The following is a 26,985-nucleotide window of genomic DNA, read 5'->3' as shown; positions in this document are numbered from 1 at the left end:
GTCCAGACTAGCCGGGTCGGGCCCTGGGACCCAGCTCGGCGTCCGAAGGGTGGCGTGTCATTTGATCCCGACGAAGCGGCGCATCGGGACGGTGATGCGCACCGGCCGGTGGTCGGCGATCTCGGTCAGGGTGTCGATGGCCCGGCTGATCCGGCTGGCGGCGACCCCGGGCAGGTAGAGGGCCTCCAGTAGGCGCTCGGCGTCCTCCCGGGTGCGGACCGTGTAGGTGTAGCGCTCCTTGGCGTCCTCGACCTTGCGGATCCCGTGGGCGGCGAACAGCCCGGGCACGCCCGGCTGGGACCGGCCGGACGGGAAGTGCGGAGTGGAGTGCAGGATCGATGCCACCTTGGAGACCAACGGGATGTCGTGTAGCTGCACCGACTGCCACGAGGGCGACATGATGGCGACCACCCCGCCGGGCGCGAGCACCCGCTCGACCTCGCGCGCCAGCACCGGCATCGGTCGTACGACGGCGAAGCCGAAGCTCGTCACGACGGCCTGCATGCTGCCGTCGCGCAGCGGGAGGCGGCGGGCATCGGCTCGCAGGAAGGTGCCGTGCGGGGAGCGGCGCTGTGCCTCGGCGAGTTCGTGGGCCGACATGTCGACGCCGATGACCGTACGGCCCGGACGGGCCAGTTCGCGGCCCACCCCTCCGGTCCCGCAGGCCAGGTCGAGCACCATCGTCGAGGACTCGGACACTGCCCGGGCGAGCCAGCTGTACGGGCTGCGACCGCCCGACTCGATGCGCTGCAGCAGCTCCTCGATGGCTCCCACATGCTCGCGGTGGAACTGGTTCAGGTAGCTGTGCCAGTCGACCTCGTCCGCCCGCCGCGAGAACAGTCTCATGCGCTCCACTCTGCCACGGGGCGGAAGCCGCCGGACAGCGCGGGGCCGCTCACCCGAACGGCGCTCATTCGCCGGACTGGGCTTACTCGAGCGACGCTCGTCGGGACGGGGCTCACCCGAAGGTGCTCGCCGGGACGGGGCTCACCGGAACAGAGCGATGACGTCCGCGCCGATGTCCTCGATCACGTGGCCGGGCCCGATCGGACGCCCGCCGACCGCCGAGACCAGGGCCGACAGGCCGGGCAGCGCCTCGTCGGGCACGTTGAGACGTGGCGCGTCCGGCGCCAGCAGCGGGTTGCTGCCGTCGGGCCACTGCTGGGTGAGCTTGTCCCAGGTGTGCAGCCAGGCCTCGGAGATCTCGGCCACCGACGGCACGCCGAAGAAGTGCCCGACGGGGGCGTGGTGACGCAGCGCGACGATGCGGGAGTCCTGGTAGATCCTGGCCAGCCGCACCCGGGCGTCGAGGTGGCGGCGGTGCTCGAGCGAGGGGCGCAGGGCGAAGCCGCAGGGCGTCGGGCAGGTCTCACCGATGTCGGGTCGCTGGCCGGCCTCGATGGTGGCGTGGTTCATCGCGCAGACCGACAGGGCGTCGCCGAGCCGGGAGTGGAACCGGTCGAGGTAGGCGGTGTAGCCGGCCACGTCGCCGTCGCAGGCGTTGAGGGAGCGCTTCGCGGTGGCCCGCTGGGCGGAGGTGTGCGGGCAGGCCGGGTCGTCGGTGCCCCACAGGCCGTCGGTGGAGGCACGCATCCGGGCCGGGTCACCGGCATGGCCGAGGGTGCCTTCCCAGGCGAGGTGGCCGAGGTACTCGCCGATCAGGTGGGCGGTGACGACGACCTGGAGCGACTCATGACGCGCGGACCGCAGCTGGACCACCTCGAGCATCAGCTCGTACAGCGGGACCAGCGACCCGAGAGCACCACGGTTGGGTTCACGCGGCTCGAGCGGGAACCGGGCGGAGGCCAGTGAGGCGGCCCACGGCTGGTGGAAGCCGGCAGCGATCGGGCCGAAGTCCTCGGCGTCGAGGTCCAGCACCCGCTTGGCCGCCGTGGCGAGTTGCTGGGCGCGCTCCAGCAGCTCGGGGTCGTCGTCCGGGGACGGGTCGGCGGTCCGGACGGCCAGCATCGAGGCGGCCGCGTCGTACCAGTGGTGGCCGACCAGGGCGACGACCGCCTCGGGCAACGGCAGGGGAGACGGAACTGCCCTCATCGTCGGGTCACGCGTCCCCGAGCGGAGTGACGAAGACGAACGCGGCGGCGTCGCGGGCGAGCTCACACCCCGGGGTGTCGTCGGGGACCAGGGCCACCACGCCGCCCCCGACGGTGAACACCTGCACCGTCGTCCCGGGGGCGATCCCGGCCTCATGGAGGGTCTGCAGCGTCTGCGGATCGGTCTGCAGCTGTTCGCTGAACCGGACGACCCTCGCCCGCAGCCGTCGGTCGGTGGCCTTGCCACGGCGCGCGAGCAGGTCGACCAGGTTCATCGCCGGGGCCTTCGCGTGCTCCTCCGGAGTGACACCCAGCTCGTCCAGGCCCGGGATCGGGTTGCCGTACGGGGAGTCGACCGGGACGTGCAGGATGGTGACGAGCTTGCGCTCCACCTCGTCGGAGATGACATGCTCCCAGCGGCAGGCCTCGTCGTGGACGAGCTCCCAGTCCAGACCGATGACGTCGGAGAGCAGGCGCTCGGCGAGGCGGTGCTTGCGCATCACCCGCATCGCCCGCTCGCGGCCCTCCGGGCTGAGCTCGAGGTGGCGGTCGTTGCGGACGGTGAGCAGACCGTCGCGTTCCATCCGGGCCACGGTCTGGGAGACCGTCGGACCGCTCTGGTGCAGCCGCTCGGCGATGCGGGCACGCATCGGGACGATCCCCTCCTCGCCCAATTCGAAGATGGTCCGCAGGTACATCTCCGTGGTGTCGATGAGGTCGCTCACAGGGACATCCTAGGCGGTCAGCCCAGTCTTTCGCGGTGCGCGGCCACGGCCGCGGCGAGGACCGGGTCCACCAGCCCGGGCGGAAGCTTGCGCAGGTAGCGGGGACGATCGGGGTTGAGGCCGAGCTTCATCGCCCGGCCCAGTGCCAGCCGCTGGGTGACGACGAGCTCGGCCTGGGGATCGCGGCTGGACTCCACCAGCGTCGCGCCGGTGTCCAGGATCTGCTCGCCCAGCCCCTCGGGGGCCTCGCCGAACACCCAGACCATGCGCCCCGGCTGGGCGACGGTGATCGGCCCGCGGCGATACTCCAGCATCGGGTAGGCCTCGGCCCAACTGGCCGAGCTCTCCCGGAACTTGAGCGCCGCCTCCCGGGCCAGCCCGATGGTCCACCCGGTGCCGAGGTAGGTGACCTGCTCGGCGGCGACGTGGCGTTCGTCCAGCTTCTCCCGGAGCGCGTCACGGGCCTGCTCGATCACCGGCCCCATGTCCTCGCCGAGCCAGGCCCGGTGCAGGGCCAGGACGCTGGTGGCGAAGCGGGTCTGGGCGTAACCCGCCTCGTCCGCGAACGGCAGCGCGACCTGACTGTCGCACAGCGAGCCGATGGTCGAACGCTCCTTGCCCACGAAGGCCAGCGTCGGCACCCGGCCGGCCAGCTCGTGCAGCATCGCCACGACGTCGAGGGTGTCGCCGGAGCGGGACAGCACGACGACCCGGTCGAAGGTCCGCCGGGCGGGGAACTCGCTCGCGACGAAGGCGTCGCTCTGCCCCTGCCCGGCGTCCTCCCGCAGCCGGGCGATCGACTCGGAGATGTTCCAGGCCGTGCCGCAGCCGACGTATGCGACTCGTTCCCCCGGGCGTGGCAGGATGTCGGCCACGGTGTCCACCAGCCCGATCGCCTGCTGCCAGCAGTCGGGCTGGGACGCGATCTCGTCGGCGACATAGAAACTCATGAGCACCTCCCGCTCGGGTCGACACCTCGGCCATCCCCAGGCCACACCCTACGGGCAGGCCGGGCCGAGGGGGAGACATCACCCCGAACCGCCCGGTAGGACCACGCTGAGCCGGGAGGTGGCCGCCGCCCGGGTCACCTCCGCGGCTTCCACAGCGGTGACGTCGAGCAGCACCAGCACGTCCTGGGCCGTGCCGCTGGACAGCGGCCCGCCGTCGGCCTGGGCCGGGATGGTCGCCACCCGGGCCCTGGTCGCGACCCGCCGGACCTCACCGGTGCCGGTGTCAGTGGCCATCACATCGATCGCATCGCCCACCCGCAGCACCTGGACGATCCCGGCGTCGGCGAGGCGGGCCGGCACCGCGACATGCCCGGCGGCCAGACCGGTCAGCCCCGGCCCGACCAGGGCGGCCTCGGTGAGGATCGTCCCGGCCGACAGCGGACCGGCAGGCGTACGCCCCTCGGCGAGATGGATCGCGACGACGGCGCCGCGGGGCACCAGGTCCGTCGGGACCGACCGGGTGGTGAGTTGGTCGCGGGTGAGCGTCCGGCCGCCGGTGACGTCCCCGACGACGGTCACCACCTCGGTCCCCGTCCCGGCGGGATCGGACAGGGCGCCCAGCCCGGCCAGCACGGCGAGGAAGGTCAGCGCGGCCGCGACCGAGCGGCGGTGCCAGGACACGAAGCGGCGTGCGGCGCGGAACCAGGCGAGCAGGGACGGCGATCCCCCGGGTGTGATCGGCATGTGCGGGTGTGGTCCGTCCGGGCCACTGATCGGCCGTTGTCCACAGGCGTGCCCGGAGCGGCGTCCGCGGCGCCGCGCACAGGGGTGCTGACAGTGGCGTCGGCAGTGCCGCTCGGCGTGGTCAGTCGCCGACCGCCTCCCGGCCGCGGCGGACGATGTTCGGATCGGGCGGGAACACCACGTCGGTGTCCTTGCCGGCGTAGTCGAACTGGTTGAGGAAGAACCGGATCGCGTTGATCCGGGCACGCTTCTTGTCGTTGGACTTGATCGTGGTCCACGGCGCCCAGTCGGTGTCGGTGCGCAGGAAGGTCTGCTCCTTCGCCACCGTGTAGTCGTCCCACTTGTCCAGCGAGGCGATGTCCATCGGGGAGAGCTTCCACTGCCGGACCGGGTCGAGCTGGCGGATGGCGAACCGGGTGCGCTGCTCGTGCTGGGTGACCGAGAACCACAGCTTGGTCAGCGATGTGCCGGACTGGATCAGCATCCGCTCGAGCTGCGGGGCCTGCTCCATGAACGTCTCGTACTCGTCGGGTGTGCAGAACCCCATCACCCGCTCGACGTTGGCCCGGTTGTACCAGGAGCGGTCGAACATCACGATCTCCCCGGTGGTGGGGAAGTGTCGGACGTAGCGCTGGAAGTACCACTGGCCGAGCTCACGGTCCGACGGCTTGGCCAGGGCGACCACGCGCGCGTACCGCGGGTTGAGGTGCTCCTGGAAACGCTTGATCGTGCCGCCCTTGCCGGCCGCGTCCCGCCCCTCGAAGACGATGATGTGCTTGAGGTTGTTGTCCTGGGTCCAGTACTGGAACTTCAACAGCTCGATCTGCAGCAGGTACTTCTCGACGTCGTACTCCTCGCGGGTCATCCGCGCGTCGTACGGGTAGTCCTCACGCCAGGTCTCGACGGCCGAACCGCCCGGATCGATCAGGTCGGGATCGGACCCCTGGTCGTCGCGGACGGTGTAGCCCTGGGCATGCAGGGTATCGATGAACTCCCTGATGTTCTGCATGCGAACAGCCTAGGGGTACGACCGCCCGTCCCAGGCCCTGTCGACCGATGCGTACGGCTCCGGTCCCCACGAGTCGGTGGCCCGTCGACGAGGTCGCCGGTCGGCGGGCCGATCAGCGGGGTGGTCAGTCAGCCGATCGATGGGGGCGGTCGGCGGATCGGTCAGTCGGAGGAGGCGGAGGCGCCGACGGTCGCCGGGGCGGTGGACGCCGTGGTGGTGGAGGGCGCGGCGGACGAGGAGCTCTCGGTGCCGCCGGCCGTCGAGGACGAGGAGGTGGCCGAGCCGGCGGGGATCGAGGCGCTCGACCCGCTGCGGCTGTCGGTCTTGTAGAACCCGGAACCCTTGAACACGACGCCCACGGCGTTGAACACCTTGCGGAGCTTGCCCTCGCACTGGGGGCAGACCGTCAGGGCCGGCTCGCTGAAGGACTGACGGACCTCCAGGTCGTGGCCGCAGCTGGTGCACTGGTACTGGTAACGGGGCATGGGCACTTCTCGTTCAGGTGAGGGACGGGGGACGATCCAGAAGGATACCTCCGGGGGTAGCGTCATTGTGGTCCGCGGTATTCCCGCTCCGGCCCGACGGTACTGACCAGCGGCACACGGCTTGCCGAGCCGGCCGCGCGACAGGCATCCGCAGCCGGGTGGATCAGCCGGGTCGTACGTTGCCGGGCCGATCAGTCGGGCCCGGCCTCCGCCTCGCGGATCGCCACGCAGTTGACCGGCCCGGAGGGGACGATGACCAGGTCCATCTCCCGGTCCCACGGCTGCACCGGCAGGGCCGGCATCACCTCGTCCTCGTTGAGGAACAGGCAGGTGACGGCCTGCGGGCCGGCGTGCTCCAGCGCCCGGTCGTACCAGCCGCCGCCGGTGCCGAGCCGGTCGCCGCGCCGGGTGCCGGCGAGCCCGGGGCACAGGACCAGCTCCGCCTCGGCGAGCGCTCCCGGGCCGAGAGCGGGTGTCGTCGGCTCGGGAATGCCCCGCAGCGCCAGCCGGAGCCGATCCGTGCCGCGATAGACCGCCCAGTCCGGCCCCGGCCGACGGGCGCCGTCCGCGGTGCGGCCGACCAGCGGGAGCAGGACCCGTACGTGCCGGCTGTGCAGCCACTCCACGATGCCGAGGGTCGAGGGCTCCGGATCCACCGACAGGTAGGCCGCGACGACCAGGTCGGGCCCGGCATCCGCACCGAGCAGATCACGCAGGTGGCCGAAGCGGGCTGCGTCGTCCAATTCGCGCTCCGCCCCGGTCCGCATCCCGCGCCGGGTCACCACTGCGTCACGGAGGACGTCCTTGGCCCTGCCCAGGGCATCGAGGTCGGCCCGGGTCAGACCGTCGGGGGTGGAGGGGGGAGGGAGAGCCACTCGCCTATCCTACGGAGCATGGGACTGTTCCGTCGGAAGAAGGAGGCCGTCGACGAGGCGGCCGTCGAGGCGGCGCCGAGGCCGGGGTTGCCCCGGCGTCCGGAGCCGAACGTGGACGGACTGCGCACGGTGGAGGACCACCGAGGCTATCTGTTGTCGATGGTCCGTGAGCTGCCCGCCTTCGGCCAGACACTGCTCGACGCGGCCGGTCTGAGCCTGTGTGAGGAGATCATCGCCGATCTCGACCTGCCGCGGTTCGACAACTCCGCGATGGACGGCTACGCCGTCCGGGCCGAGGACCTCGAGGGCGCCTCCCGTACCCATCCGATCGTCCTCCCTGTCGACCGTTCGGTCACGGCCGGCGACCCGGCCGGTGACGAGCTCGTCCCCGGCGCCGTCGTCAAGATCATGACCGGCGCCCCGGTGCCGCCGGGCGCGGACGCGGTGGTGCCGTACGAGCACACCGACCGCGGGGCGGAGCGGGCCACCTTCCTGCATGCCCCCGAGATCGGCGCCAACATCCGTCACATCGGTGAGGACATCGCCGTCGGCGACCACATCGCCTCGATCGGCGACCGGCTCGGACCGCGCCAGATCGGCATGCTGGCCGGGATCGGGATCGACCAGGTGCTGGTCCGCCCGCGCCCGCGGGTGGTGGTGATCTCGACCGGGTCCGAGCTCGTCCAGCCGGGCTACCAGCTGGCCGAGGGCCAGATCTACGACTCCAATTCCTTCATGCTCGCCGCGCTCGCCCGCCAGGAGGGCGCCCAGGTCTTCCGGGTCGGCATCGTCAGCGACGACCCCGACGTGGTGGCGCAGTCCGTCTCCGACCAGCTGGTCCGCGCCGACCTGATCCTCACCACCGGCGGGGTGAGCGAGGGGGACCGGGACGTGATCAAGGCGGTGATGCCCCGACTCGGGCCGACCGACTTCTGCCGGGTCACGATGCAGCCCGGCAAGCCGCAGGGCTTCGCGCTGATCGGCGAGGACGAGACCCCGGTGATCATGCTGCCGGGCAATCCGGTGAGCGCGTTCGTGTCCTTCGAGGTGTTCGTCCGGCCGGTGCTGCGCAAGATGATGGGCGTCCAGCCGCTGGTCCGCCCGGTCGGCCACGCGCTGACCCGGACCATCATCCGGTCCCCGAAGGGCAAGACGCAGTTCCAGCGCGGACTGGTCACCAGCACCCGTGACGGTCGCCGGCACGTCACGCCGATGGGCGGGGGAGGGTCACACAAGCTGGGCGACCTGGCCCGGGCCAACGCGCTGGTGATCGTCCCGGCCGACGTCGACGTGATCGAGGCCGGCAACCCGGTCGAGATCCTGATGATCGAGGACGAATGACCACGGGTCAGCAGCCGGGCGGCCCGCAGATGGGCAACCCACGGACGAGTGAGCCGGAGCCGGGAGGCCCGGAGATGAGTGAGCCGGAGCCGGGAGGCCCGGAGATGAGTGAGGCTGGCATGACCGAGCCCGGCGTGGGCCTGACCCACCTCGACGAACGCGGTGCGGCGCGGATGGTGGACATTTCCGGCAAGCCGGTCACCACGCGTACCGCGACCGCACGTGGCCTGGTGCGGCTCAACGCCGCCGCGGTCGCGGCCCTGCGCGACGACACCCTGCCCAAGGGCGACGCGCTCGCGGTGGCCCGGATCGCCGCGATCCAGGCGGCCAAGCACACCGCCGACCTGATCCCGCTGTGCCACCCGCTGCCGCTCAGCGCGGTGAACGTCGACCTGGCGGTGGTCGACGAGGGGGTCCGGCTCGAGGTCTCGGTGCGCACCACCTCGCGCACCGGTGTGGAGATGGAGGCCCTGACCGCGGTCAGTGTCGGCGCCCTGACGGTGATCGACATGACCAAGGCGGTCGACAAGCACGCCACCATCACCGACGTCCGCGTGGTCGCGAAGGCCGGCGGCCGCAGCGGCGACTGGAGCGTGGCATGATCCGGCGCGCGGTGGTGATCACCTGTTCGACCCGCGCCGCCACCGGGACGTACGAGGACCACTCGGGCCCGGCCGCGGTGGCCGACCTGCGGACCCTCGGACTGGAGTGTGGCGATCCGATCGTTGTGCCGGACGGGGCGCCCGTCGGCGCGGCGCTGCGCGAGGCCCTTGCCGGGGCGCCGGACCTGATCGTGACGACCGGCGGCACCGGGCTGGCCCCCGACGACACCACCCCGGAGGAGACGGCCCCGCTGCTGGACCGTCAGATCCCTGCGCTGGCCGCCGCCATCGTCGACTGCGGGGTCGGCAACGGCGTGCCGACCGCGGTGCTCAGTCGCGGCCTGGCCGGCCTGGCGGGTCGTACGTTGGTGGTCAACCTGCCGGGCTCCCGCGGCGGTGTCGCCGACGGGATGGCCGTGCTCGGCGACGTGCTGCTGCACGCCCTCGACCAGATCCGGGGCGGCGACCACCCCGAGGGCCGGGCGTGACGACCGGTCCGGGCGAGGTCGACTGGCCCGTGTCGCTGCGTCGGGGCCGGGTGTCACTGCGCCCGATCCGGCGTCGCGACGCTCGCGCCTGGACCGAGGTGCACGACCGCAACGACGCCTGGCTGCGCCCCTGGGAGGCGACCGTCCCGCCGAACACCGGTGGTCGCAGCCCGGGCAGCTTCGCCGCGATGGCGCGCGACCTGCAGCGGCAGGCCCGGCACGGCCGTACGTTGCCGTGGATCGTCTGGTACGACCCGGTCGACGAGGGGCACCCGCACGGCCGCGATCTGCTCGCCGGTCAGCTCACCGTCTCCGGCATCACCCGCGGGTCGGCCCAGTGGGCCCAGCTGGGCTACTGGGTCGACGAGCGCTGGGCCGGCCGGGGCATCATCCCGCTCGCCGTGGCGATGGCGACCGACCACTGCCTGGGCGTGCTCGGGCTGCACCGGATGGAGATCGTCATCCGCCCGGAGAACCTCAACAGCCGCCGGGTCGTGGAGAAGCTCGGCTTCCGCGGTGAGGGGCTGCGTCCCGGCTACCTGCACATCGACGGCGCCTGGCGCGACCACCTCGTCTATGCCCTGAACGCCGAGGAGATCGGGCCCGGCGGACTGGTCGGACGGCTGGCCGCGACCGGCCGGATCGCCGCGCTGACCGACCATTCCCCCGACACTCCGCCGGGGGTCACGGACCGGTAACGGCTCAACCCGTACGGTTCGGGGTGTGGGACTGACGGGAGTGATCATCGCTGTGGTGGCCGTGGCGTGGCTGGCTTTCGGCGTGCCCCAATTCCTCTCCGTCCCGCGGCCCGTGGACGAGGAGGTGCGCGACCCCGCCGAGCAGATCGGCGGCGCGGTCCGCATCCTCCGGTCGCGTGATGCAGGCCCGGTGACGGGTGCCTCTGTGGGGGCCTCGATCTCCGGAGCCTCGACCGCCGGGGCGTCGGGCCCGGCCACGGCGCTCGCCGAGCACCCGGTCGAGCATCCCTCGGTGCCGTTGGTGGGTGCCGACGGGGAGCAGTTCGCCCGTGCCGAGATCTCCACCCGGTTCACCCGTCGGGCCGAACTGGCCCGGCTCCGCCAGATCGACATCGTCGCGGTGAGCATCCGTCGCCGCGCGCTCCTCGGGGTGGCGCTGGTCGACCTGCTCGTCGTCCTCGGCTGCCTGCTGCTGGGCTGGTCCTGGTGGCTCTGCCTCGGCGCCGCGGGGTTGTTGCTGCTGGGGCTCGCCGCGCTGCGGGTGAGCGTGGTGCTCGTCGACCGTGAGCTCGACCATCGGATCAGCGCGCTGCGGACCGGCAACCAGGAACGTACGCTCGCGATCAGCCGCGAGGAGCTCCGTGCGGCGGCCGAACGGATGGAGGAGACCGGCTCGGACGCGGCACGTACGTCGCGCGACGTGGTGTCGATGCGTCAGCCGCTGTTCGACGACCTGCCGAGTCGCGACGTGGCGCCGTCGCTGTGGGAGCCGCTTCCGGTGACCGCCCCGACGTACGTCCAGCGGCCGATCACCGCCCGCAGCGTCCGCACCATCGACCTGTCCAGCACCGACCTCAACGCGGCGATGGACCGCGCCCAGGGCGACCTCCCGGTCACCGCCGACCCGCAGGACGGGCGAGGAACGACCGCGCCCCGACGTCCGCAGCGCGGTGCCGACCGGGCGTCCCGGCGGCCGAAGCTACGCGCCGCCGGCGAGTGACCGCGCCGGTTTGGGGACTGGGCGATCGGGTGCTAGAGTTCCATTCCTGTCAGGGCACTGCGGTGCTCGGCCAGACAAGGGGCATTGGCGCAGTTGGTAGCGCGTCTCGTTCGCAATGAGAAGGTCAGGGGTTCGAATCCCCTATGCTCCACAATTTCAGACGTACTAGAACACCTGACATCGGTGGAAGCCGGTGTTGGTGCGAGGGCGGCGAACGGCTCAGCGAGCTTGATCGTCGCCTTCTCGTCTTCGCTGATCTCGATGCCGTTGGTGAGCGCTTGGTTAGCCAGTCGCTTGCCTTGATCGTCGGTGCGCGCGTACAGGGTCGCGCAGTCAACGAGCAGGCTGAGCGCGGTGCTGAGGTGCTTGCGCGAACCCTCGTGCTGATCGTGTTCGCTGGCGAGGCGGCGGTCGATGTCACCAAGCCCTGCCCGGATGCGGTCTTGGTGCCGTTTGAGGGTTTCCAGGTCGATGGCGTCGGCGAAGTGCGCGGCGAGCAGCTTGTCGCTCTCGTTCTGGAGTCGTTTGCGGTTCTCTGTCAGCTCGGCCAGTTCCTGTGAGCGGGAGGCGAGCCGTTCATCGAACGCTGCCTCGACCTGTGCCGCGAGCGCGGCGTACTGCTCTTCGGTGATCGAGATGTCTCGGTAGCAGTCCGCGACCAGCTGCTCGGCGATGCCGACTGGCACAGCCCGCCGGGTGCAGTTCTTCCGTTTGGAGGCCCGACCGGAGCACACGTAGTAGGCGTAACGCACGCCTTGCTTGTTGGCTGGGTAGTCCAGTTGCATCCGTGACCCGCACTGGCCGCAGAACAGGGAGCCTTTCAGGTAGTGGTCGTGCGTGCGGCGGCGCTCGTCCGCGATCTTGCGGGAGTCGAGTAGCCGTTGGACTTGCTGCCAGGTCTCAACGTCGACCAGTGGCTCGTGAGTGCCCGACTGCTCGGCTCCCTTGTAGCGCACGATGCCGATGTAGTACGGGTTGCGCAGCATCGAGAAGAACGTGGAACGGCCGACCGGCCCGGACGGACGCTTCGGCGTGGGTACGGTGGTGAGTCCGCGCGCGGTGGTCTCGGCGAGCAGACTGACGACGGTGTGCTCGCCGGTTGCGTACTGCTCGAACACCCACCGCACCAGCGGGGCGCGCTCGGCGTCGATCTCGACGGTGCGGTACTCGCGGCCTTGCTCGTCGCGCTTGCGGACGTTGAGGTAGCCGATCGGTGCTCGCATCGGGGTGCCGCCGGTCTCGAACTTTTGGTTCAAGCCCTTGCTGACCTCGGATGCGAGGTTCTTGGAGTAGAACTCCGCGATGGACGACATGATGCCGTGCAGCAACATCCCCGAGGGCGTCTCGTCGATGTTCTCCGTCGCAGACACCAAGGTCACCCCGGCTTCGACCAGACGACGGTGAATCTCCACATCGTCCAGTCGGTTGCGGGCGAGACGGTCGACCTTGTGGACGATGCAGTAGGTGACTTGATGCGTGGCGATGTACTCCAGCATCCGTTGCAGGTCTGGCCGGTCAGCTGAGCGGGCGGACTCTCCTGCATCCACGAACTCGGCGACGATGCGTGCGCCGAGGTCTTCGGCCTTGCGCGCGTTCGCCTGGCGTTGGGCAGGGATGGAGAACCCCTCGTCACGACCCCCCTTGGTCGCCTGCTCCTTGGTCGAGACACGTTGATACGTCACCGCTGTCAGAAGCGGTGACGTATCCGTGTCATCCATCGGCATTGTCAGAGTCATGGTGGCCTCCTTGCTCGCCCGACGAGTGGGCGTCCGTCGTGTTTTCGGTGCTGTGTCGATCACCGATGCGACGCTGCTGCTCATCAAGCTCCTGGGCGTGAAGTCCATCCGCGATGTGCAGAACCAGCGCGATCAGTTGCTTGTTGTCAGGCTTGGAGCGCACCCGAGGTTCGGCCGAGATGCGTCGGCCCGTGCTCGTCACCCGGTAGTGCCTCATACCCGCCAGGTGAACTTGCCTGGCCCTCAGCGTCACGGGCGGCGCGGCGCTCCTTGCGGCGGGCTGCGCTGAGCCGGAGGTAGATGCCGAAGCCGTGGAAGAGGAAGCGGAAGCCCTCGCAGATCCCGATCAGAACGAAGAGGTGGAGCCACTCCGGGCTTCCGTTGTCGATCAGAACGGTGCAGCCGTAGGCGGCACCGAAGTAGGCGACCCCGACGAGCATGGCCCACAGGCCCCACTTCGGGTCGCGCTGGGTGCGGAACCGATCGAGCAGGATGGTCGAGGGTATCCAAGGCCGCAGCACCCTGAAAAGGATGACGACTGCGATGAAGATGAGCCAGATCATGGCCAAGTCCTCCCGAAGCGGCGACGCTTCCTATGGGATGGACTTACCGGGGCGGCTTCCCCGGTTCGTCTGCCACCTGCCTGGGGCTGGTGACGACTAGCTGAACATTGATGTCGCCTACCTCGATTTTAGCGCCTCTCAACCGTTGTGGGAAGTGCACCATTGCCTGACGACGACGCGCACCGTCGCCGGCTGGCTGCACACGGACGCGGGGCCGGAACCTGGGAGTAGGGTTTCGGCCCCGCAAGCGGTGCGATGCTCAGGTGATCTCGCCGGTCTCGGGGTTGAGGTTGGCGTAGAAGTCGTGTTCGAGTTGGCGGCGGCGCTCGACGTCGGCGATGACGTAGGCCACGAAGTCCTCGTCGCGGTCGATGATCGGGGTGTCTTCGATCGGTTCGGCCTCGTCCTCGCCGGGCCAGACGGTCTGGCGCGTGGGCCGGTCGCGGTCGAGGCGGGTTCCGCACGCTGCTACCCAGTCGCGCAGCCGCTGCCGGGCGTCCGCGAAGTCTCGGTGCCAGCCGATCGGCGCGCTGCCGTTCTGCTGCGGGTCGAACGCGCACAGCCAATGGGTGTGAAGCGCCGAGAGTTCCCAGTGCAGCTCGGGGTGACGGTGCCACATAGGGGGCACCACCGACGACGGCAGCCCGTAGGTCGTGCGAAGCCAGTTCACCCACTGGTTCAGTTCCAACCATGCGGCCTCGGCGTCGTCGGCGGTCAGCAGGTTCCAGTTGATCGGGCCGGGCGGTTCGTCGAGCATCGGCCCTGCCGCCCCGACCCGGTTTGTGGTGCCGTGGTCGATCTCGGGTTCCGGCTCGTCCTGCTCGGGTACGAAGTCCTCGTCGTCGTTCATGGCGTCGCCCTTGCTTCAGTGAGACATGACGGCAGGCTCGCGCTGCTGCGCGGGCCGGTCGTCACGTTCGAACGCCTGGCTGCGGTCGAGACCCGGAGCCTCACGCTGCGGTGCCTCCTGCTGCGGCGCACGGTCGACGGTGTAGGGCGTCCACATCATGTCGTGGCCGATCTTCGTGGCCACGAACTCTTCGCGCTCGTTGCCGTTCTGATCGGTGAACTCCCGCACGTATCCCTGCGCGACGAAGCGGTCGTCCTGCTGGAACTTCTGGCTCGCTTCCTCAGCGGTCTTGCGGAAGAGCACCATGTCGTGGAACGTGGTGCCGGTCTTGACGAATGAATCCTCGCCGTCACGACGGAAGTGCTCGACGCCCACGCGGGCGTACAGCCGTGGCACACCGCTCTGACCGTAGGTGAGTCTCGGCTCGGAGTCGATGTACCCCACCAGGGCCTGGCGCGGTCGGAGCTTCGCCCGTTCCTGCCTCTGCTCGTTCTGCTCGTCCATCAGCTTGCCTCCTACCTCGCGGTGCCCCGCCAGTAGGCGGCGCTGCTTGTGTGTGGCGGCAAGGTGCACGAAGCGGCCCGCGAGCCTTAGAACCCTCGCGCGGGCGTCTCCCGCGCCCACGGCTGAGCCGACGAACCAGCCCCGCTGGATACGGGGGTACGTTCCGGGTTCGGGCGGACGCCGAGTGCGGGCCGGTGTGCTCGCACGGTCTCGACGTTCAGCCCGCTTGGTGGGTTCTCCGGCGCGGGTTCGGGTTGTGCTGCGTGGTCGATGTCTTCTTGCATCGCGGCCAGCTGGGTCTCGATTCGGGCGAGGTCTTTCTCCGCGTCGGCGAGGGCCTGGGCGTGGCGGAACGGCTGGCCGATGCGCTGCTCGGCGTCGTCGCGTTCGGTCTCGGCGCTGGCGAGGTCGCTGCGGGCTTGCTCGAGTAGCGAGGGGATGCCGGATGCGCGGTTCTCGATGCGTTGGATGAGTCCGACGCCGCCGTCGAGGAACGACTGGCGGGTCATGATGAACCCGCTGCGCGGCACCCCGTCGAGCCGGATGTTCACCACGGGGTCGGCCCCGAGTGCCGGGCTAGTCGAGACGATCACGTCGAAGCCGCTGATCTGGCCGATGACGCCGTAGTCGCGGGAGGCGTAGCGCGGTGCCCACTTCAGGTCGGAGTCGTGCGCCCAGGCCGCGAGCGCGTGAGCGGCCTCGGCTCGGGAGGTGTAGGTGCTGCCGCGTAGTTCGATGTGGAACTTGTCGCCGGAGGTATCGGTGACGCGCGGCAGCACCGCTTCGAGGGCTTCGATGTCGGCTGCGGCACTTCGCGCATGGTCGCTGGCGCGGTCGCGGGCGTGGAAGAGCATCGACTCGTTGCGGTGATAGGCGCGTTCGAGGCGGCGGAGCCTGCTGACCTCGGTGTGCACGGTGGAGTGCTCCAGCAGGAGCGGGTTGCCGCTGGAGATGGCCTTGGCTTCGGCGGCTGACAGGGCGGATGAGTCGATTTCCTCGATCTCGCGGGAGTCGAGGTTGCCGCGCATGAGTTGCGCGATGAACGTGGCTTTGCGCTCGACACCCTGCCACATATAGGAGTCGAATGACCGTTCGGTGACGAACCGGACGATGCCGATCTCGGCGTTCTGGTTGCCTTGGCGCAGGATGCGGCCCTCGCGCTGGGCGATGTCGCTGGGTCGCCACGGACAGTCCAGGTGATACAGCGCGACGGCCCGGTTCTGGACGTTCGTGCCGACGCCCATCTTCTGCGTGGAACCCATCAGCACCGCGACGTGCCCGGCACGCGCGGCAGCGAATAACCTGGCTTTGTCCACGTCGGTCTTGGCTTCGTGCATGTACCGGATGGACTCGGGCGGCATCCCGCGCGCGACGAGTTGCGCCCGCAGTTCGTCGTAGGCGTTCCACTGGGTCGGGTTCGGGGTTCCGATGTCGGAGAACACCAGCTGCAACGCACCCCGCACCGACGACTCCTGCCCGGTGATCGGGTCGAGGTAGGTGTTGTCTTTCGTCTGCTCCCAGACCCGGTGGATGCTGTCGGCGGCAAGATCGACCTTGGTCGGCCCAGAGGGGTCGCGCGGCACGATCATACGAATGTCGAGCGCGGCCTTGCGCCCATCGGTGCTGATCGTGAGCATGTTGTCTTCGCTCGGCGACACCGACCGGGAGGCGACCTTTTCGGCGCGTCTACCAAGGGTCTCGATGAACTGCTCCAGCTCGACCGTGGGCTGAACAGCGACCGTGGCCGGTGCCCGCCTGCCATCGTCACGCTCGGCGATCTCGGGGGTGGGTAGTTGCAGATCCTCGGCGGTCTTCACATCGGCGAAGATCGACCAGAGTTTCAACATCTCGGGCACGTTCTGGAACTTGGCGAACCGAGTCTTCATGCGGAACGTGTTGTTGCCGGTCGGGGCCATCTCCATCTGCGTAACCGTCTGCCCGAACGTCGCCGCCCACGCATCGAATGCGCCGATACCGGCGGCGTCGAGCAAGTCCGGGCGCAGGTACTTCTGCATCACGAACGCCTCGGTCACGCTGTTCGAGATCGGCGTCGCGGTCGCCCCGGTGACGACCCGTTCGCGGCCTTGGGAGCGCAGGTATTCGAGCTTCATGTGCAGATCGGAGGCGCGGTTGGAACCCTCGATCGCGGCGTCTTGGATGTTCGAGTCGGTGGCGAGGTTCTTGTACATGTGCATTTCGTCCACGACTACGTAGTCGATGCCGGTGTCCTCGAAGCACACCCCGGCATCCCGGCTGGTGTCGATGCGTGCTTTGACCTTGTTCTCCAGCTGGAGCAGCTTGCGCTGGATGCGCTTGACGCTCATCGCGTTCTCGCCCGTCGCGGTGGCGAGCACTTCCCGCATGTCGTCGACCTGGGCTTGGATGTACGCCTGCTGGGTCTCGGTGCGCAGCGGAATCTTCTCGAACGCGCCCTGCGTCATGAGCACGCCATCCCACTCGTTCGCCGAGGCCCGTGCGACGAACAGGCGGCGCTTGTCGGCGGTGAGGTCTTTGCTGGACGCGGCGAGAATCCGGGCCTGCGGATAGATTTGCAGCCATTCGCGGGAGAACTGTTCGAGCATGTGATTCGGAATCACGAGCACGGGCTTGTCGATCAGCCCCATGCGGCGCATCTCCATGACGCCCATGATCATTTCCGCCGTCTTGCCCGCCCCGACCTCGTGGAACAACCCGGCAGAGGGTTCGGCGATCATGCGCGCGACGGCGGAGCGCTGGTGCGGGCGCGGGGTGAAGTTCTCTGCCAGCCCCGGCAGGCTCAGGTACTCGCCCGCGTCGGTGTAGTCGCGCAGCACGATGGAGTTGAAGCGCCGGTTGTACTCGGCCACGAGCGTGCGGGCACGCTCCGGGTCTTCAAACACCCACTCGGCGAACCGCTCTTGTAGGGCGTCGGCTTTCTCCTGCGCGGCGGTGGTCTCCAAGGGGTTGAGCACCCGACGCTTCTTGCCGTCGACGTCCTCGATCTCGTCGTAGACGAGCAGGGTCTTCTGCTCCATGATCGCCTGGGCGATGTCGGGTGCGGGGCGACGCTCTGTGCCCCACTCGCTGGTGGCCAGCAGCCCTTGGCGGCCTCCCCGCACTTCCCACATGCCCGGCAGCGGGTTCTCCACGTTCACGTCGCGGGTGCGCAGCAGCTCGTTCAAGAACTGCGCGTGCACGTCGGCGCTAATCCACACCGCGCCCATGCGGGCGCTGATCTCTTCCACGCCGAGCGCTTCGGGTACGACCTCGGTGAGCGCGTCTACGTTCGCCTGAAACGCCGGGTCGTCGGCGGCGCGCTCGGTGGCGTGCTCCAGCTTCACGCGCACGTCGCCGGAGAGATACGCGGGGGCGTGGATGAGTTCGTCGGTGAGCGGGTCGGTGAACACCAGCCCGGTCAACGACTGCCGGGCTTCGGTCTCGTCCATGCCGAGCATGTCGGCGATCAGCGGCAGGTCAATCCTGCCGGTGCGGTCGAGGCTGACCGCTATCGCATCGGCAGGGGTGTCCACGCCTTGGGGTTCGGTGCGCGGGGAGACGACGCGGCGCGTCATGATCGCCGCCGGGGTTGCCGTCTGGTCGGTGTCGTCGAACTGCTCCAGGGCGAGCACGAGCGCCCCGAACGGGTCGGAGCGCAGCAGCCTGATCGCGGTCGGCACCTTGCGCGCATAGGTGTCTTCCCCGGCATCGTTGGTGCGTCCGGTGCGGTGCAGCGTGTAACGGTTCAGCGCCTTGTACCTGCCGACGTAACGGCGGTAGTCGCGGTACAGGCCCTCGCGTGCCGCGTTGATCTCGTCGGTGTCATCGACGGTCGCGGCCTCCAGGTCGAGCAGCCGGTGCGCCGCGTCGCGCAACCCCAGCAGGGCGCGCAGTTCCGGCCCCGCCGACTTCGGCACCTCCAACGGTTCGACGGAGCCTTGGACGACGGTGCCGAACCCGGTGTCGGTGGCGACGATGCTGCCATCCCACAACTGCGGCGGCGACGGCACGCGCGCGGCCTGCCGCGCCTGATGCTCCGCCGTGGGCGCGGTGAACGCCAGGTCTCGGCGGCGGGCTGTGAACGTGATCTGGTCGAGCACATCGCCCAGGTCGGTTTCGAGCCGGTCGAGGTCGCCGTCGACCGTGACCGCTGGCCTGCCGTACATGCCCTGCCGGATGCTCAGGGTGCCGAGCACATGCTCGGGATAGTGATCGAAGTAGGCATTGATCTTCGCGGCCTGCCCGTCCAGGCTGATCGGGGTGACCGTCTCCCACAGATCATCTGCCGGGGACTGCCCGTCATCGCGTCGGCGCAGGATGAGCAGATCGGTCACCACGTCGGTGCCCGCCGTGCGCCGGTGCGCCCCGGCGGGGAGCCTGACCGCGCCCACAAGATCGGCGAGCATCGCCATTTCCCGGCGCGCGCCGGGGTTCTGCGCGTCCATCGTGTACTGCGACGTGAGCACCGCGACCATCCCACCGGGCCGGGTCAGCCGCAAGCTCTTGAGGATGAAGTGGTTGTGCATCGAGAGCCGGGTCGGGTTATGCACCGGGTCGTGCAAGGTCACGTCGGAGAACGGCACGTTCCCGATCGCCGCATCGAACGAGGCTTCGGGCAGTCGGGTGTCAGCGAACGACTCGCCGCGCACCTCGGCGTGCGGGTACAGGGCGCGGCTGATCGCCGCGGTCACCGGGTCGAGTTCCACCCCGGTCATGCGCGCCCGTTCGGGTGCCATGCCGAGGAACGTGCCCAGCCCGGAGCCGGGTTCCAGCACCCTGCCGCCGTCGAAGCCGAGCGCGGTCATCGCCCGCCACATCTGCCGCACGATCAACGGGTCGGTGTAGTGCGCGTTGATCGTCGTGCGCGCAGCGGCATCCCACTCGTCCGGGGTCAGCAGGCTCCGCAGCTGCACCCGCTCCGTACTCCAGTCCTGCTTGGACTCGTCGAATACCTCCGGCACCGCGCCCCAGCTCGACCAGCGCGCGAGCGTCTGCTGCTCATCAATGGTCGCCGGGCGCTCTTGCGCGACCAGCAGCCGGGCGGTTTCGATGGCGGCGATGTTCGCCCGGAAGCGCGCTTTCGCGCCCGACGGGGCGAGGTCGTCGTGCGTGGCGGGCACGAACCGCGCCACTGGCGCGGCAGACGCGGGCTCCGGGCCGGTCTCGGGGGTTAGTGGACTTCGCGCAGGAAGCGGATCGTCGCCGCTTCGGCCAGCAGGCTCTGGTGCTCTTCCAGATACCGCCTCGGGATCTCCGCCTCGACCAGGCCCTCCAAGAACCAAGTCGGCACGGCCCAGTCTTTCGCTTTCTGCTCCAGATCGACCGTCGAGGGCATCAGGTCGGGGGCGTCCTGCATCCGCTCGGCCCACATGATGAGGTTCTCGTCGTTCGGCGTGGTCTGGTTCCACTCCTGCCGGGCCTCGTCCAGCGGCAGGCTCGGGTCGCTGACCCAAGCGAGTTGCTGCATCACGACCTCCTCCGCTATCCGTAGCGCCGTCATCCGGTGTGCCATGTCCTTGAGATAAGTCTCCCTCGAAGAGGACGTCTTGGCCAGCAGCAACGGGCGGTTCGCCTCGATCTGCCGCGCCAGCTCGGTGATCTGGCCCTGCGCCTGCTGGCCCAGCTCGGTGAAGAACCGAGCCGGGTCGTCCAGGCTCTGGAACCGCTCGGGCGCGTGGGTCTTCCAGTGCCGCATCGCCTGCGCCCCGTACTTGTTCATGGTCTGCTCCCTCCACCCCGGTCGCGGTTTCGGCCGCGTCGGTGATCTGCTCGTCGGCGGTCTGCTCGTCCAGCCCCCACAGGTCGAACTCGAGCTGACCGGGCGGCGCTTTCCGGCTCCTGCGGGCCATCGGTCATCACCTCCACACCTGTGCCGTCGTTGCTGCCACCGCCGACCGCAGCTCGCGGCTACGGATCAGCGGTCGGTGAGATAGGTGTGGCTCAGGAGCCATTCGCGCCTCGTTCCAGCAGCGCCTCGATCTCGACCCGATCGGCCTTCAGCCGCTCGCCGTCGTCGCGCTTCGTCCACGGGCGCAGATCGGTGATGATCGGCGGGGCCGAGCGCAGCAGCGTGACCGCCGTGCCGAACGGGAGGGTGCGGATGCGCTCGGGCGGCATGATCGCTATGCGCCTGACCGAGCGTTGATTCGACCGGGTGCCGTGGTCGCCCAAGGTCACACTGTCGGTGAACTCGTCGCGCTCCCCGATCAGGGCGGAGAGGTCTTGCAGATCACGGGAGTTGGATGCGCCGCCGAGGATGACTTTGGTGATCGCCGCATCCCAGATCGCGTTGGCCTGATTCTCGCTCCACCGATCCCGCGCCTGGGCGAGGCTCTGGAGCACCGGCATCGCGGTGATGCCCGTTCCGCCTCCCTCCGACATGAGCGTCGGCAGGCTCGGCAGCGGGCTGAGGTTGGCGATCTCATCCAAGGCGAGCAGCAGGGGCGGGTCGAGACGCGCGCCGGGTGAGCGTGCCGCCACGCGACGGGCAGCCTCGACGAGGTCTTCCACGAACGCCGCCACGAGCGCGGCACTCGCACCCGCGCCCGCGCCGGTGGCGAGCAGATAGAGGGTGCCGCGCGAGAGGATAAACTTCTCCGGGTCGAACTCCTCGCCCTCGCCCGGCGAGACCGCATCGAGCACGCGCGGGTCGGCCAGGGCGCTCAGCGACAGTGACACGCCCTGCCAGATCGAGTCGCGCGTCCTCGGGTCGGCGTCGATCATCGCCTCCAGCGACTCGGCCCAGCCGCCCGCCGCCAGCGGGCTGTTCGTCAAGATCGCCACCGCGTCGGCGGCGGCCGTCGGGTCGAGCGTCCACCGGAACAACTCCGATGGTGGCCGGTGGTCGATCGCGGCCGCGTGCAGCAGGGCTTGCAACGCCGAGCGCGTCTTGCCCTCCCAGAACCCGCCGCCCTCCACACCGCCAGAGGACAGGCCGGTGGCCGAGGCGAGGCCGGTCGCGCGGATCATCGCCGTCAGCGGATCTTCGCACCCCCTGATCGGCGACCAGCGCAGCCCGGCCGGGATGCCCTCGGCCAGATGCTGCGGGTCGAACACCGCCGTCGGGCCGATGCGCTGTCTTGCGCGCAGGCTCGCGGTGAGGTTGTCCGGGCGTGTCGAGGTTGCGACCACGCCGCCGGGGGCATCCAAGATCGACGGCACGACGATCTGGAGAGATTTCCCGCTTCGCGGCGGGCCGATGACCAGCAGGGAGTCTTCCACGCTCGCCCACACGTCAAGCCCATGCGAGGTACCGATCCGGTAGCCAACGTCGGACGGTGCGGGGTGCTCCAGCGAGGGACGGAGATTGCCCGCCCGCGCGAGCAGCGCCTTGGTGGAGGCGGCCTGAGCGACGTCCTGTTTTGTTGCCGTTCCGGGCAGTCGGTGCGGGTCTTGCGCGCTCTTGTGTGACTGGCGGCGCAGGAGTGTCCAGACCCAGGTGATCGCCGCCCCCAGCAGGCCGATCAGGACGACCGCGACGATCCAGTAGGCGACGACGTTCAGGCCCTCGGCGTCCAGCGCGGTCGCCGGGTCGCCAGGGTTGAACAGCACGCCGACTCCGGCGGCGGGGCCGGCTCCGGGTTGGGCGGTGCCGGTGAGGAACGCGGCGACCGACCCGGCCGCGCGCAACAGCAGCGCGAGCGCGAACACGCCGATCAGCCCGATCATGGCGGCGTTGGTCAGCTCGTCACCGAACGAGCCGGTCTGCCTGCCCGGTGCCGGGCTGCTCATGACAGGCTCCGCACGACCAAGGTGCCCGACACCCAGCCGATGAGTACGACCTCATCGCCAGGGTCGAGTTGATCGTGGGCCAGGTCGATGAGGGCGCGGGCGGTGCCGGTCGGGGCGGCGTCGGTGTGCCGGATGATGCGGCACACGGCAACGTCCTCGCCGGGCACGAAGCCCTCCCCGGTGACTTCCAGCAGCCGGGGCACGTCGGCCGGGGCGGGTTCGGGCGGTGCCGATGCCGGGGAGTTCTTGCGGGCGGTGGCGGTGATGATGTCGGTGAATGTGGAGCCATCGGCTTCGGTGACCTCGACCCGTGCCGGGATCATCCGGTCGGCGGTGACCTGATCGACAATCTGCGCGAACGAGCTGCGCCGCCATACGCCCTCGCCGAACGGAGGAGTGAGGGGTTCCCCATTGACGGTGGCGCTCATCGTGCCGTCGTCGTGCACGGTCAGGCGGATCAGCGGCATCGACACCGGCGCGGGAGCAGAGGCGTGAGCAGGCGGTTTTCTCATACCGCCAGGTACGCACCGTCACCCGGAACAGGGGGTCAGCGCCTCAGCGGGGGTCGATGTTGTTGAGCGTTCCGCTGTCGTATCCGACGAACACCAGGGCTTCCCACCGAGCCGGGAAGTCGGCGGCAGTGATGGTCGCTTGTACCTCGCCGTACTGGTTGGCTTCGGTGCTACGGAGCAGGACGGCGACACCGACGGTCTCGCCAGGCTCGAACATGCGCCCTTCGATGTCGTAAGGCGGAGTCGGGCGAAGAGTGAACGCGGATGCTGAATGCTGTGTCATACCCGTCAGGTGCACCGGCAGACGCACCGTGCGGTCACGAACCTCTGGTGCCGGGAGCCAGACCCCTTGCCCGGAACCCTGTTTCGAAGAGTTCCAACTCGGCGGGGTGTAGTTGCGCCTGAACGATGAAGCTGCGTTCTTTGATGCTCCACAGTCCCTGCCCGACGCCGAGCGAGGGCAGCAGCTTGCGCTCGGTGGTCGTCAGGCCGAGGGCCTTGGCGGTGACGCCCAGCTGGTCGGATTCTTGCCGGTAGATCACGCGCGTCTCGGCGTTCGCCAGCAGGCTGTTGGCGAGCGACCGCATGGCGCTACCGGAGTCGCCGACGTTCTCCAGATCGGTCAGCTTGTGGAAGATCAAGGCGTTGGCGATGCCGTAATGCCGGGCGAGCCGCCAGTGCGCGTCCATCCGTCTGAGCAACGACGGCTGCGACATCAGACGCCACGCCTCGTCATAGATCACCCACCGCTGACCGCCTGCCGGGTCGAGCAGCGCCGACTCCATCCACGCCGAGCAGCACGTCATCAACGCGCTGATGAGCGTGCTGTTCTCGGTCACGCGGCTCAGGTCGAGGCTCATCATCGGCAGCGTCGGATCGAACTGTACCGTCGAGGGGCCGTCGAACAACCCCGCCAAATCGCCCGCGACCAACCGCCTCAGAGCGTGGCCGACGATGCGGCCGTCCTCCGCCAGCCGTCCGTCGGCGTCGTGGGACGGGGTGAGGATGCGCTCGACGACCATCGGCAGAATCGGTACCGCGTTCTCCCGCACGGTCGCGGTCAGCGCGGTGTCGATCGCGGTGTGCTCAAGCGGGGTCAGCGGGCGCGTAAGCACGACCTCTGCCAGCGCGCCGATGAGGTCGCGGCGGCGTGCAGCGACGGTGCTCTCCCACTCCGCGTCGGTGAAGTTGGAGGGTCGATAGCCCTCGTCCAAAGGGTTGAGCCGGTTCGCCATGCCGTGCCCGAGCGCGATAGCCCTGCCGCCGACCGCCTCGGCGACCGCCGTATGGTCCCCTTTCGGGTCGCCCGGCACGTACACGCGCCGCCCGAACGGGAGGCTGCGGGTGTAGAGCGACTTCACCAGTGAGGACTTACCGGAGCCGACGATCCCGGCGATGATGAGGTTCGGTGCGGTGATGACGCCGTTGGCGTAGAGCACCCACGGGTCGTACACGAACGAGCCGCCGCTGTAGAGATCCTGGCCGACGAACACTCCGCTACTGCCGAGGCCGCCCTCGGCGACGAACGGATACGCGCCCGACAAGGTGGCGCTCGTGTCTTGATGCCGGGGCAGACGGAAACGGCCCGGCGTGCGCAGCATCGACGCGCCGGGCTCGCCTGCGGCGGGCAGATACTGGCGTGCCGCGCGCTCGGCTTTCTCGGCCTCCGCTTTGGCCTTGGCCTCGTCCATCCACTGCTGACGCTGCTCGCGGTGCAGCTGGTTCGCGGCCTGGCGTCGCTGCTTGCGGTAGCGTCGTCGCTCTTTCGCTGGGGCGACCAGCACCGAGGCGTGCAGTTTCTCATCATCGCGGGGGCTCATCGCTCCAGCCCTCGGTTGCGCTTGACCTCCGCGATCCGGTCAGGGGTGAACCATGAACCGTCGCCGCGCACCCGGTTCCGGCGCTCATCGAGCGCCCGCCGCGCGGCCTCGGCATTGGCCGCGTCCTGCGCAGGCCCGGTGTGCTGCGGGCCGTCACCCGCTGTCGTCGCGTCGGCGGGAGGGATGTAAGCGCGGTACAGCCCGGCGTGCCCGAGGGCGAGACTGTAGATCAGGGCGTAGTCGTCGTCATCGACTCGTTGGGAGTTCAGGTCGGTGGGCGGTTCGTCGTAGACGTGTCCGTTGGCGAGCGCGGCGTTGGTGGTCTCGTCCCCGTAGTCGTAGCCGCGCAGCTGGCTCAGCGCGTCATCGAGGTCGCCCCGATCTACGAGGTCGAGCACCTGCTCGGCTTCGTCGCCCTGCAAGAACACCACCGTCACCCATTGCCGTTGCGGTCGCTGCCAGGCGATGCGGCCCAGGTGCCCGGACGCCTGATCCAGCGAAGACTCCAAGGCGCTGGCGTGCTGAGCGGCCTGCCGGAGCGCGTCGGCGGCGGCCCAGGCGTCGGCCGCGCCGAGATTGCGGTCGCCGTCGTCATGCGCGGCGCGGCCTTGATAGGTGAGGCTGGCCCCGGCCATCTGGATCAGCGACTGTTCGAACGAGCGTGCCGAGCCGAGCAGTTCCCCGACGATGCCGTAGAGCCGGTCTGGGTCGTCGATGCGGATGGTGGCGTGCGCGAGACCGCGCAACGCTTGGCGGGCTTCCTCCGCGTCGGCGGTCGGGTCGTTGAACGTAGGCATGTCGGGCCTCCAGATGAATCGGTGCGGGTGGCTTCGAGGTGCGCCGGACGGCTCAGACCTTGCGGCACAGCGGCAGCGCGGCGGCGGTGAACGCTTGCGCCTGCTGGCCGACCAACACACGCGTCTCGCACGAGGCTTGGACGGCGGCCTGCTCGATAGCGGCGACGGCCGCTTCCAGTTCCTCGAGCGAGTCGGCCGACACGGAGATCAGACCCGTGTAGCGCAGCACCCCGTGCCCGGCGGTGAGGTCTGCCTCCTGCTGGAGCACGTCGTGGTACTCAGCGGTTTGCGAAGCGTCTTCGATCTGCCCGATGCGGGCGCGCTGGGCCGCGTCACTGATGTACTCCGTTTTCTTGCGGCGAATGTCGCGCGCGGCCTGATCGGTGCGCAACGGGGTACAGATCAACGAGAACGCACGGTGGATACCACTGGACAGCAACACGGGTGAGAGGAACCCCGGATGCACCATCGAGCGCGGCCACTCCGAAATCCAGACGACGGTGTGATAGGCCGAGTCGCTGCGCAGATGCCCCCACGACTCGGTGACCGCGACCGGCCCGGCGGTGGCGAGGTCGTGCCCGAGGTCGCCGTGGCGTTCCAGCGTCGCGGCGATAGCCGGGTCATACGCCGAGCGCAGGATGACCGCGATCTGCCCCGTGCTGAGCCAGCCCTTGCTCGTCAGGTCTGCCGAGCGCAGCGCCGCCAACAGGGTGCCCATCTCCTGACGCAGCACGTTCGCCGCGCCCTTGATGCCACCGCCAGCGGTGCGAATCTGGCGGGCGGCGGCGCGCATGTCCAGGCTCAGGCTGAGCGTGGTCGCGTGACGTTCCCCGGCAGGCCCGGCCCGGTCGATCAGCTCCTGATAGGTCGTCGCCGCCCACGAGCCGTCAGCGGTGCCGTGCGCGGCCCACCACTCGGCCAAGCCCTGCCCGGAGTCCGGCAGGGTGCGCTCGAGCACTTGCAGGGTGGCGATGCGCCCGGAGCGGCACACGGTCGCCAGCACCCGGCCCCACGCGGTCACGCGGCGTTCCTGCTCGCCGGGGTCGAGCAGCACGAACGCGGGATGGGTGATCATGGTGACGACGGTGAGGGTTCCGGCGGTCGGGTCGTGCACCATCCCAGCCCCGGTCTCGGGGTCGGTGTACTCCCGCAGCCGGGCCATGTCGCCGGGCAGCGCGAGCGTTCCCGCCGGGCGCGGGGTGACGATTCTGCGCCGGTAGGCCAGTTGCCCACCGGTCTTGCGCCACAGCCACCAGCAGGCCACCGGCAACCACTCCACGAGCGGGCGGCCCGCAACCGGAATCCAGGTGATCGCAGCAGCGAGCACCCAGACGGGCGCGGTGATGAGGAACAGGACACCGCCACCGCCGTAGAACGCGGCCACGAGACTCGCCCCGCCGACACCGAGGGTAATCAGCTGGCTCAGCGACAGGCCGAGCAGGATGCCGCGTCTGGTGAGACGGGAGAACTTCACGGGCACCAGCTCGCCGCCGCGCTCGTGGGCCGTTTCAGTGCTGGGCATGGCGGG

Annotated in this window: 25 protein-coding genes, 1 tRNA gene and 1 pseudogene; 7 read left to right on the top strand and 20 right to left on the bottom strand. The window is 69.6% G+C overall.

All coding sequences use genetic code 11. The features are described from left to right. Nucleotides 1-57: 57 nt before the first annotated feature. The 8 genes from VB059_RS06845 to VB059_RS06810 all read right to left on the bottom strand — a co-directional run bounded on the left by VB059_RS06845 (nucleotide 58) and on the right by VB059_RS06810 (nucleotide 6,839). Entirely contained in the window at nucleotides 58-846 is a 789-nt protein-coding gene (locus tag VB059_RS06845; protein ID WP_323421267.1) for a class I SAM-dependent methyltransferase, read from the bottom strand. Nucleotides 847-987: 141 nt separating this feature from the next. After that, on the bottom strand, nucleotides 988-2,052 hold the full coding sequence (locus tag VB059_RS06840; RefSeq protein ID WP_323421266.1) for a hypothetical protein: 1,065 nt from the start codon (nucleotides 2,050-2,052) through the stop codon (nucleotides 988-990). Nucleotides 2,053-2,059: 7 nt separating this feature from the next. Beyond that, nucleotides 2,060-2,776, bottom strand: coding sequence for a metal-dependent transcriptional regulator (locus tag VB059_RS06835; RefSeq protein WP_323421265.1), 717 nt, complete (start codon nucleotides 2,774-2,776; stop codon nucleotides 2,060-2,062). Nucleotides 2,777-2,793: 17 nt separating this feature from the next. Then, complete coding sequence (locus VB059_RS06830) at nucleotides 2,794-3,726, bottom strand: sugar isomerase (RefSeq protein WP_323421264.1); 933 nt, start codon at nucleotides 3,724-3,726, stop codon at nucleotides 2,794-2,796. A gap of 78 nt (nucleotides 3,727-3,804) precedes the next feature. After that, nucleotides 3,805-4,470, bottom strand: a complete 666-nt coding sequence (locus tag VB059_RS06825) for an SAF domain-containing protein (protein ID WP_323421263.1) — start codon at nucleotides 4,468-4,470, stop codon at nucleotides 3,805-3,807. A gap of 121 nt (nucleotides 4,471-4,591) precedes the next feature. After that, nucleotides 4,592-5,479: a polyphosphate kinase 2 gene (gene ppk2, locus VB059_RS06820; protein ID WP_323421262.1), complete on the bottom strand. Its 888-nt coding sequence runs from the start codon at nucleotides 5,477-5,479 to the stop codon at nucleotides 4,592-4,594. Between the two features lie 161 nt (nucleotides 5,480-5,640). Further along, nucleotides 5,641-5,964, bottom strand: coding sequence for an FmdB family zinc ribbon protein (locus VB059_RS06815; protein WP_323421261.1), 324 nt, complete (start codon nucleotides 5,962-5,964; stop codon nucleotides 5,641-5,643). A gap of 191 nt (nucleotides 5,965-6,155) precedes the next feature. After that, nucleotides 6,156-6,839, bottom strand: coding sequence for a 5-formyltetrahydrofolate cyclo-ligase (locus VB059_RS06810; protein WP_323421260.1), 684 nt, complete (start codon nucleotides 6,837-6,839; stop codon nucleotides 6,156-6,158). Nucleotides 6,840-6,857: 18 nt separating this feature from the next. Here VB059_RS06810 and glp point away from each other — a divergent pair, with 18 nt between their 5' ends. The 7 genes from glp to VB059_RS06775 all read left to right on the top strand — a co-directional run bounded on the left by glp (nucleotide 6,858) and on the right by VB059_RS06775 (nucleotide 11,528). Further along, complete coding sequence (gene glp / locus VB059_RS06805; protein WP_323421259.1) at nucleotides 6,858-8,180, top strand: gephyrin-like molybdotransferase Glp; 1,323 nt, start codon at nucleotides 6,858-6,860, stop codon at nucleotides 8,178-8,180. Nucleotides 8,181-8,284: 104 nt separating this feature from the next. Then, entirely contained in the window at nucleotides 8,285-8,782 is a 498-nt protein-coding gene (gene moaC / locus VB059_RS06800; RefSeq protein WP_416339513.1) for a cyclic pyranopterin monophosphate synthase MoaC, read from the top strand. After that, nucleotides 8,779-9,270: a MogA/MoaB family molybdenum cofactor biosynthesis protein gene (locus tag VB059_RS06795; protein WP_323421258.1), complete on the top strand. Its 492-nt coding sequence runs from the start codon at nucleotides 8,779-8,781 to the stop codon at nucleotides 9,268-9,270. Before moaC ends, VB059_RS06795 begins: the two co-directional genes overlap by 4 nt. Then, nucleotides 9,267-9,968, top strand: coding sequence for a GNAT family protein (locus VB059_RS06790; RefSeq protein WP_323421257.1), 702 nt, complete (start codon nucleotides 9,267-9,269; stop codon nucleotides 9,966-9,968). The genes VB059_RS06795 and VB059_RS06790 overlap by 4 nt, the downstream gene beginning before the upstream one ends. 25 nt (nucleotides 9,969-9,993) lie before the next feature. Continuing rightward, a complete protein-coding gene (locus VB059_RS06785; protein WP_323421256.1) occupies nucleotides 9,994-10,968 on the top strand; it encodes a hypothetical protein in 975 nt (324 codons plus the stop codon). Between the two features lie 78 nt (nucleotides 10,969-11,046). Next, nucleotides 11,047-11,119 (top strand) — tRNA-Ala (locus VB059_RS06780). Further along, nucleotides 11,112-11,528 carry a hypothetical protein gene (locus tag VB059_RS06775; RefSeq protein WP_323421255.1) on the top strand — a complete coding sequence of 139 codons (417 nt, stop codon included), beginning with the start codon at nucleotides 11,112-11,114 and terminating at the stop codon, nucleotides 11,526-11,528. The genes VB059_RS06780 and VB059_RS06775 overlap by 8 nt, the downstream gene beginning before the upstream one ends. A 102-nt stretch (nucleotides 11,529-11,630) precedes the next feature. Here the strand turns inward: VB059_RS06775 and VB059_RS14540 are convergent. The 12 genes and pseudogenes from VB059_RS14540 to VB059_RS06715 form a co-directional block, all read right to left on the bottom strand. Next, nucleotides 11,631-12,686, bottom strand: a pseudogene (locus tag VB059_RS14540) (recombinase family protein); the annotation flags it as partial. Between the two features lie 164 nt (nucleotides 12,687-12,850). After that, complete coding sequence (locus VB059_RS06765; protein ID WP_323421253.1) at nucleotides 12,851-13,267, bottom strand: sulfate permease; 417 nt, start codon at nucleotides 13,265-13,267, stop codon at nucleotides 12,851-12,853. Nucleotides 13,268-13,526: 259 nt separating this feature from the next. Next, on the bottom strand, nucleotides 13,527-14,117 hold the full coding sequence (locus VB059_RS06760; protein WP_323421252.1) for a hypothetical protein: 591 nt from the start codon (nucleotides 14,115-14,117) through the stop codon (nucleotides 13,527-13,529). 15 nt (nucleotides 14,118-14,132) lie between these two features. Beyond that, nucleotides 14,133-14,621: a single-stranded DNA-binding protein gene (locus VB059_RS06755; protein ID WP_323421251.1), complete on the bottom strand. Its 489-nt coding sequence runs from the start codon at nucleotides 14,619-14,621 to the stop codon at nucleotides 14,133-14,135. Between the two features lie 86 nt (nucleotides 14,622-14,707). Next, nucleotides 14,708-19,717, bottom strand: a complete 5,010-nt coding sequence (locus tag VB059_RS06750) for a helicase (protein ID WP_323421250.1) — start codon at nucleotides 19,715-19,717, stop codon at nucleotides 14,708-14,710. Between the two features lie 50 nt (nucleotides 19,718-19,767). Further along, nucleotides 19,768-20,316: a hypothetical protein gene (locus VB059_RS06745; RefSeq protein ID WP_323421249.1), complete on the bottom strand. Its 549-nt coding sequence runs from the start codon at nucleotides 20,314-20,316 to the stop codon at nucleotides 19,768-19,770. Nucleotides 20,317-20,537: 221 nt separating this feature from the next. Further along, nucleotides 20,538-22,328, bottom strand: coding sequence for a TraM recognition domain-containing protein (locus VB059_RS06740; protein WP_323421248.1), 1,791 nt, complete (start codon nucleotides 22,326-22,328; stop codon nucleotides 20,538-20,540). Next, complete coding sequence (locus VB059_RS06735) at nucleotides 22,325-22,795, bottom strand: hypothetical protein (protein WP_323421294.1); 471 nt, start codon at nucleotides 22,793-22,795, stop codon at nucleotides 22,325-22,327. Before VB059_RS06735 ends, VB059_RS06740 begins: the two co-directional genes overlap by 4 nt. Nucleotides 22,796-22,883: 88 nt before the next feature. Continuing rightward, nucleotides 22,884-23,057, bottom strand: coding sequence for a hypothetical protein (locus VB059_RS06730; RefSeq protein WP_323421247.1), 174 nt, complete (start codon nucleotides 23,055-23,057; stop codon nucleotides 22,884-22,886). Nucleotides 23,058-23,157: 100 nt separating this feature from the next. Beyond that, a complete protein-coding gene (locus VB059_RS06725) occupies nucleotides 23,158-24,660 on the bottom strand; it encodes an ATP-binding protein (protein ID WP_323421246.1) in 1,503 nt (500 codons plus the stop codon). Then, nucleotides 24,657-25,457: a hypothetical protein gene (locus VB059_RS06720; protein ID WP_323421245.1), complete on the bottom strand. Its 801-nt coding sequence runs from the start codon at nucleotides 25,455-25,457 to the stop codon at nucleotides 24,657-24,659. Before VB059_RS06720 ends, VB059_RS06725 begins: the two co-directional genes overlap by 4 nt. A 52-nt stretch (nucleotides 25,458-25,509) precedes the next feature. Further along, nucleotides 25,510-26,979 (bottom strand): SCO6880 family protein, encoded by a 1,470-nt coding sequence (locus tag VB059_RS06715; RefSeq protein WP_323421244.1) that lies wholly within the window; start codon nucleotides 26,977-26,979, stop codon nucleotides 25,510-25,512. Between the last annotated feature and the right edge of the window lie 6 nt (nucleotides 26,980-26,985).

This window comes from Raineyella sp. (genome assembly GCF_034933565.1).
GTDB lineage: Bacteria > Actinomycetota > Actinomycetes > Propionibacteriales > Propionibacteriaceae > Raineyella.
This window is presented reverse-complemented; position numbering and strand designations above follow the sequence as displayed.

What these genes read in the sequence shown, in the direction of transcription:
- VB059_RS06755 (WP_323421251.1), bottom strand. Translation starts at nt 14,621, where the DNA reads ATGGACGAGCAGAACGAGCAGAGGCAGGAACGGGCGAAGCTCCGACCG.
- VB059_RS06775 (WP_323421255.1), top strand. Translation starts at nt 11,112, where the DNA reads ATGCTCCACAATTTCAGACGTACTAGAACACCTGACATCGGTGGAAGC.
- VB059_RS06815 (WP_323421261.1), bottom strand. Translation starts at nt 5,964, where the DNA reads ATGCCCCGTTACCAGTACCAGTGCACCAGCTGCGGCCACGACCTGGAG.
- VB059_RS06740 (WP_323421248.1), bottom strand. Translation starts at nt 22,328, where the DNA reads ATGAGCAGCCCGGCACCGGGCAGGCAGACCGGCTCGTTCGGTGACGAG.
- VB059_RS06715 (WP_323421244.1), bottom strand. Translation starts at nt 26,979, where the DNA reads ATGCCCAGCACTGAAACGGCCCACGAGCGCGGCGGCGAGCTGGTGCCC.
- VB059_RS06845 (WP_323421267.1), bottom strand. Translation starts at nt 846, where the DNA reads ATGAGACTGTTCTCGCGGCGGGCGGACGAGGTCGACTGGCACAGCTAC.
- glp (WP_323421259.1), top strand. Translation starts at nt 6,858, where the DNA reads ATGGGACTGTTCCGTCGGAAGAAGGAGGCCGTCGACGAGGCGGCCGTC.
- VB059_RS06735 (WP_323421294.1), bottom strand. Translation starts at nt 22,795, where the DNA reads ATGCCGCTGATCCGCCTGACCGTGCACGACGACGGCACGATGAGCGCC.
- moaC (WP_416339513.1), top strand. Translation starts at nt 8,285, where the DNA reads ATGAGTGAGGCTGGCATGACCGAGCCCGGCGTGGGCCTGACCCACCTC.
- VB059_RS06795 (WP_323421258.1), top strand. Translation starts at nt 8,779, where the DNA reads ATGATCCGGCGCGCGGTGGTGATCACCTGTTCGACCCGCGCCGCCACC.
- VB059_RS06765 (WP_323421253.1), bottom strand. Translation starts at nt 13,267, where the DNA reads ATGATCTGGCTCATCTTCATCGCAGTCGTCATCCTTTTCAGGGTGCTG.
- VB059_RS06730 (WP_323421247.1), bottom strand. Translation starts at nt 23,057, where the DNA reads ATGTTCGAGCCTGGCGAGACCGTCGGTGTCGCCGTCCTGCTCCGTAGC.
- VB059_RS06745 (WP_323421249.1), bottom strand. Translation starts at nt 20,316, where the DNA reads ATGAACAAGTACGGGGCGCAGGCGATGCGGCACTGGAAGACCCACGCG.
- VB059_RS06825 (WP_323421263.1), bottom strand. Translation starts at nt 4,470, where the DNA reads ATGCCGATCACACCCGGGGGATCGCCGTCCCTGCTCGCCTGGTTCCGC.
- VB059_RS06840 (WP_323421266.1), bottom strand. Translation starts at nt 2,052, where the DNA reads ATGAGGGCAGTTCCGTCTCCCCTGCCGTTGCCCGAGGCGGTCGTCGCC.
- VB059_RS06725 (WP_323421246.1), bottom strand. Translation starts at nt 24,660, where the DNA reads ATGAGCCCCCGCGATGATGAGAAACTGCACGCCTCGGTGCTGGTCGCC.
- VB059_RS06720 (WP_323421245.1), bottom strand. Translation starts at nt 25,457, where the DNA reads ATGCCTACGTTCAACGACCCGACCGCCGACGCGGAGGAAGCCCGCCAA.
- VB059_RS06830 (WP_323421264.1), bottom strand. Translation starts at nt 3,726, where the DNA reads ATGAGTTTCTATGTCGCCGACGAGATCGCGTCCCAGCCCGACTGCTGG.
- VB059_RS06760 (WP_323421252.1), bottom strand. Translation starts at nt 14,117, where the DNA reads ATGAACGACGACGAGGACTTCGTACCCGAGCAGGACGAGCCGGAACCC.
- ppk2 (WP_323421262.1), bottom strand. Translation starts at nt 5,479, where the DNA reads ATGCAGAACATCAGGGAGTTCATCGATACCCTGCATGCCCAGGGCTAC.